The sequence below is a fragment of the Mycobacterium sp. genome (assembly GCF_049802695.1).
In the GTDB taxonomy this organism is placed as follows: Bacteria; Actinomycetota; Actinomycetes; order Mycobacteriales; family Mycobacteriaceae; genus Mycobacterium.
This window is the reverse complement of the sequence record NZ_JBARMY010000014.1, coordinates 1-5,296: the sequence shown is the minus strand read 5'-3', so window position 1 is coordinate 5,296 and position 5,296 is coordinate 1. Positions and strand designations below refer to the sequence as shown.

Genomic DNA, 5,296 nt, shown 5'->3' with positions numbered 1-5,296 from the left:
GTGTTCATCACCCCGTGCACGAACCCGACCAGCATCCACTGAGCAACGAGCGACGCCTGAGCCGCGAGCACTGCTTCGAACAGCGCCAAATACGGACGCTCGGCCTCCGCGACGTCAGGATGGTGGCGGGCGATCGCGAAGTCGGCAAGGCGGCGCAACAGATCCACGTTCTGCGCGGCGAACTGGAAACTGCCGACCCGCAGGTGACTGCTGGCCACCCGGGTGAGCACGGCGCCGGGCAGCAACGTCTCGCGACGAACCTGGCGTCCGGTAGCGATTACGGCCAACGATCGGGTCGTTGGGACGCCAAGAGCGTGCATCGCCTCGCTGATGATGTATTCGCGCAGCATCGGTCCGACCGCGGCCAGACCGTCACCGCCGCGGGCGAAGGGTGTTGCACCCGAGCCCTTGAGGTGGATATCCCGCAACCAACCGTCGCCGTCGACGACCTCGCCCAACAGCAGTGCACGGCCATCACCCAACCGCGGCACGTAACCGCCGAACTGATGCCCCGCGTAGGCCTGGGCAACCGGAGCAGCGCCGTGCGGGATCAGGTTGCCCGCCAAAAATCGCAGTCCGTCCGGCGTGCTCAGCCAGGCCGGGTCCAGACCCAGCTGGTGGGCCAGCGCCTCATTGAGCACCAGCAGCTTCGCCTGCGCGAGCGGCTCAGCCTGCCAGCGCACAGCGAGCTCCGGTAATTCGCGGGCGAAGTGATCCTGCAGGGCTGGGAAGGTTTTCGAGGCGGTTTCCGGAGCAACACTCACCCCACCCACAGTACGAGCCTTCCTCAACCGTCCTCGGCTGTGTGCAAGCCCTCCGGAGGCGGAGTGGAATACGCCGGATACGCCGGCGGCGACACGACGCTGTCGTCGTCGCCGCTTTCCGGAGCGGCCGTTGCGGCGGCCTCGTTATTGTCCTGCGCCGGGGGCGGTTCGGTGCTGCTCATTCTGACCTCCGTGGAAATGGGGTGCTCAGCTGAGGGCTTGTTTGATCGCGTCGCGCGCACGGTCGAGCATCGACGCGAAAGGTCCGACAGCGAAATTCAGCTTCGCCGACTCCACGCCCGGGTGCGGACGGGTGGGCGCGATGGCTTCAGCCGCCCGCACTGCGACTGCCAGCCGCTTGAGATCGTCGTCGTCGAGCTGCTGCTGCAGCTTGGGAAACTCCTCGGTCTCCTCCTGCTCGGCGTGGTTAAGCACCGCGTCGCGCAGTTTAGTGAACTCGTCGATGAATTCCTCTGTGGTGACGTCCATTTGCTCGAGCTTCGACAGCTGCTCTTTAGACGCGTGTTCTTCTTCCAGTCGGGCGTCGACGATCGCGTCGCCGCCTTCTACTTCGCGCCGCACCCGCGGGTGCACGATCATTTCCTCGGCCGTCTCGTGCACGGCGAGCAGTTGGCGCAACTCGACGAACGGCTTCTCCCGCGCCCGCGGGTCTGAGGCCAGCAGCACCTCGTCGAACATCTCCTCGATCAGGTCGTGCTGCGCTTTGAGGAAAGCGATGACTTCGTCCGGCGTCTGGACCAGCATCTCCGCCATGGGTGCCTCCGGTGCTTAGGGGAACTGGTGGAAGGGGGCATGGGCTGTGCCACGATAGTGGACCACATACCCCGCATCGCGGCGCGGCTAAACGCTCGGGCCGCAATCGGGCTTAGGTGAAGAGTGCGGCCAATTCGACACGGCACTTATGTTTGCGAGCAATGAAAATGGGGTAAGACCGATTTTCGACGCGTAATCCCTGTCGATTGCGTCGTTATTGCCGGATGATAAAAGCCAATCGGTTCGATATTAGCTCCGGTATTACTCAACGAGTCGTATGGAGCATGTCATGTGTCAGACTATTGCTGTCGTAATGTCCAGTGGTGCACTGCTATTCGGTGGTGCCGGGACCGTCAGCGCCGCTTTCGAGAACTCAACCGTTCCATCCTCGACAACGGTGACGGTTGCGGCGCCGGACAACGACCAGAACCAGAAGAGCGATAAGACCGGACTGTGGGGACTGGTTGGCCTGCTCGGCTCGGGTGGGCTCGCCGGATTGCGGAGACGTGGGGATACTGCAGGAACGGGAACCGCGATTCGCGGCCAAACACTGCGCGCCTAGCGCGGTTTCAACCTACGCGCGGATCTCGTCGGGTCAATAGTCGTGCTGGGCGAGCGAGGTGTCACCACGCCGGTCTGATCCGTCGAGTGACACCACCGCAGGCACCATTTCGCAGGTGACCAGCCCATGCTCGGCCGTCAGCTCATGAACGACGTCGAAAGTGTGGGCCATGGAATCAGGTGTGTCGACAATGATCGTGACCACCGGCACACCCCGGGCAAGCCGAAAAAACTTGTCGCCGTGTGGTTCATGATCGCCGTGAAATCCCCACACGCCGCGTAGTACGGTGGCGCCGCGCGCTGTTCCGGACTGCAGCAGACGTCGGACGAGTGCGCGATGAATGGGTGCGCCATTGTGTCCGGTAGCCTCGCTGGAGTGCACCATCACCTTCTGCCAGAGCGGCCGCCCCTGATCGTCGGTCGTCGGCAGGGGATGCGGGCGCGCGAGTAATTCGCCATCACGTTTGCAGACCCGAACGCGTTCGACGGTCAACAGCGGGTCAGGTATCGCCGCACTGAGTTCGGCGGCGGCGGCGCGGACCTGCGCTGCCGTTCCGATCGAGATGATCATGACCGGAACGTTGACGTTGCGGCTGAAGAAGTGAGCGCGGCAACGCTGACCGTGCGCGGTACCGTCCACGCCGAGAAACACTGCTGCACCGACGAATTCGTGCCGGTGCAACAGGTCGCAGACAGCGCGGTATGCCGGCCTTCCGGCAATGCGGTCCTGGCGCCTCACATAGACAGTGAGTTTCACCGCGTCGGAGTGGTCGGCTGCGGCGACAGCAATGTCGTCGCGGGCCTGCTGAGCGCGCTCCAAGGTCACCAGGCCGCGCCCGGTGACGCTCAGGACGTCGTCGACGAGCCCGTTGATCTTCCACTCGGCGTCGACCGCGGCGACCGCCACCGGAGGGTCCTCGGACAGGGTCAGTGACTCGTCGGTGCGCAGGACGTGGTGCGGACCGAAACTGGCGATACCCCGCAGCAGGATGCTGGTGGCGACCTCGCGATCATCGAACAGATTCAGCAGCGCGTCGGCCAGGAATTCGCGGCCGGCGCCGCCGTGCACCGCGCGTTGCCGCTCACCGAAGTAGGCGGTCAACTTCAAACGTGGCTCGCTCATACCCGCCCGGCCATCCACTGCGCGAGCAGCACAGCCGCTGCTCCAAGCGCCACGCTGAGCACGATGTTCGTCGCCGCGGGCCAGACCTGGCGCTCCTCGCCGAGTCGATGAGTTTCCAGCATCCAGGTCGAAAACGTCGTATAGGAACCGATGAACGCGGTGTTGATCAGCAGGGCCATCGGCCGGCTCAGCGCCAGCCCGCTGAGAAATCCGAGCAGCGCGGCGCCGGTGACATTCACCATCAGCGTCCCGAACGGAAACGACCGGGCCACCCGGCGACCCATCGCTCCGTCCACCAGGAAACGCAGCACCGCGCCGAAGCCGCCGGCGACCAGGACGCCGGCCCACACCGCAACCGTCATCCGCGCACCGACACCCGGCGCACCGCGGCGGTGGCCAGGTACACCGCAAAAAATCCCAGCACAATGCTGGTGACCGCATAGCCGGCAGCCAGTAGGTAGTGGCGGTGCTGAATCATGGCCAACGTCTCGACTTGCATGGTGGAGAACGTGGTGAGGCCGCCGCAGAACCCGGTGCCCAGCAGCGGTCTACGGTAAGCCGACACCGGTAACCGTTCCAGCAGCCGGGTGGTGAAGTAGCCCACCAGGAAGGCGCCGACGATGTTGGCGGTGAACGTGGGCCAGGGCCACCGTGCCGGGTCCGCGGCGACCAGAGTATCCAGCCCGGCCCGCGCCGATGCGCCCAGCGCTCCGCCCACGAAGACGGCGGCCAACTCGCGGTAGTCGAGGTTTAACACGCGCATGGTCCTTTCGTTGCCTGCGTAGGCGCGCCGCCGGTCAGGCTTGGGCAGAATTGGCGTCATGGTGGCCAACCCGCGTGCCGGTCAGCCGGCTCAGCCCGAGGACCTCGTTGACCTGCCGCACCTGCTGACCGCGTATTACACCATTGAACCCGACCCGGAGGACGTCGCTCAGCAGGTGGTGTTCGGCACGTCGGGGCATCGCGGATCAGCGCTGAACGGGGCTTTCAACGAGGCGCACATCGTGGCGATCACTCAGGCCATCGTGGAATACCGGGCCGGCCAGGGCACGACCGGGCCGCTGTTCGTCGGCCGCGACACGCACGGGCTCTCAGAGCCGGCCTGGGCGTCGGCGCTGGAGGTGCTCGCCGCCAACGACGTGGTAGCGGTCATCGACTCCGCCGACCGCTATACGCCCACCCCGGCGATCAGCCACGCCATCCTGAACTACAACCGTGGCCGCGTTGACGGCCTCGCCGACGGGGTCGTCGTCACCCCCTCGCACAACCCCCCGGCCGACGGCGGTTTCAAATACAACCCGCCCAACGGCGGGCCGGCCGACAGCGACGCCACCGACGCGATCGCTCACCGCGCCAACGAGATCCTGCGGCACCGGCTGTCCGCGGTGAAACGGATCCCGTTGGGCCGCGCTTTGAGAACCGCCCAGCGCCACGACTACCTGCACACCTACGTCGACGACCTGCCGAACGTCGTTGACATCGGCGCGATCCGCGACGCCGAAGTGCGGATCGGCGCGGATCCGCTCGGCGGCGCCAGTGTCGACTACTGGGCGGTGATCGCCGAACGGCATGGTCTCGACCTGACTGTGGTCAACCCGCTGGTCGACGCTACATGGCGATTCATGACGCTGGACACCGACGGCAAGATCCGGATGGACTGCAGTTCGCCGAATGCGATGGCGTCACTGATCGCGAACAGGGAGCGCTATCAGATCGCCACCGGCAACGACGCTGATTCCGACCGGCACGGCATCGTCACCCCGGACGCCGGGCTGCTCAACCCGAACCACTACCTGGCGGTAGCCATCGACTACCTCTACACCCACCGGCCGTCGTGGCCGACCAGCGTCGCGGTGGGCAAGACCGCGGTCAGTTCCTCGATCATCGACCGGGTGGTCGCCGGTATCGGCCGCAAACTCATCGAGGTGCCGGTCGGGTTCAAGTGGTTCGTCGACCCGCTGATCGGCGGCACCATCGGTTTCGGCGGAGAGGAGTCGGCGGGCGCGTCGTTCCTGCGGCGCGACGGATCGGTGTGGACCACGGACAAGGACGGCATCATCCTGGCGTTGCTGGC

At 65.6% G+C, this 5,296-nt stretch carries 8 protein-coding genes; 2 read left to right on the top strand and 6 right to left on the bottom strand.

What is annotated here, in order from left to right; translation table 11 throughout:
* The 3 genes from WA317_RS00540 to WA317_RS00530 form a co-directional block, all read right to left on the bottom strand.
* On the bottom strand, positions 1-764 hold a 764-nt coding region (locus tag WA317_RS00540), incomplete at its 3' end, for a protein adenylyltransferase SelO family protein (protein ID WP_425171174.1).
* Between the two features lie 23 nt (positions 765-787).
* Positions 788-946, bottom strand: a complete 159-nt coding sequence (locus WA317_RS00535; RefSeq protein ID WP_425171173.1) for a hypothetical protein — start codon at positions 944-946, stop codon at positions 788-790.
* A gap of 25 nt (positions 947-971) precedes the next feature.
* Positions 972-1,538, bottom strand: a complete 567-nt coding sequence (locus WA317_RS00530; protein WP_425171172.1) for a hemerythrin domain-containing protein — start codon at positions 1,536-1,538, stop codon at positions 972-974.
* Between the two features lie 277 nt (positions 1,539-1,815).
* On the opposite strand from WA317_RS00530, the gene WA317_RS00525 reads away from it, so the two are divergent.
* Positions 1,816-2,100 carry a WGxxGxxG family protein gene (locus WA317_RS00525; RefSeq protein WP_425171171.1) on the top strand — a complete coding sequence of 95 codons (285 nt, stop codon included), beginning with the start codon at positions 1,816-1,818 and terminating at the stop codon, positions 2,098-2,100.
* 33 nt (positions 2,101-2,133) lie between these two features.
* Here WA317_RS00525 and WA317_RS00520 read toward each other — a convergent pair whose 3' ends face one another.
* Genes WA317_RS00520 through crcB (WA317_RS00510) form a run of 3 tightly spaced genes read right to left on the bottom strand, consistent with a single transcriptional unit; the run spans position 2,134 to position 3,985 of the window.
* A complete protein-coding gene (locus WA317_RS00520; protein WP_425171170.1) occupies positions 2,134-3,222 on the bottom strand; it encodes a DUF190 domain-containing protein in 1,089 nt (362 codons plus the stop codon).
* A complete protein-coding gene (gene crcB / locus WA317_RS00515) occupies positions 3,219-3,584 on the bottom strand; it encodes a fluoride efflux transporter CrcB (RefSeq protein ID WP_425171169.1) in 366 nt (121 codons plus the stop codon). The genes WA317_RS00520 and crcB (WA317_RS00515) overlap by 4 nt, the downstream gene beginning before the upstream one ends.
* Positions 3,581-3,985 carry a fluoride efflux transporter CrcB gene (crcB, locus tag WA317_RS00510; RefSeq protein WP_425171168.1) on the bottom strand — a complete coding sequence of 135 codons (405 nt, stop codon included), beginning with the start codon at positions 3,983-3,985 and terminating at the stop codon, positions 3,581-3,583. Before crcB (WA317_RS00510) ends, crcB (WA317_RS00515) begins: the two co-directional genes overlap by 4 nt.
* Before the next feature lie 58 nt (positions 3,986-4,043).
* Between crcB (WA317_RS00510) and WA317_RS00505 the strand changes: the two genes are divergently transcribed.
* A partial coding sequence (locus WA317_RS00505; protein ID WP_425171167.1) for a phosphoglucomutase occupies positions 4,044-5,296 on the top strand: 1,253 nt, incomplete at its 3' end.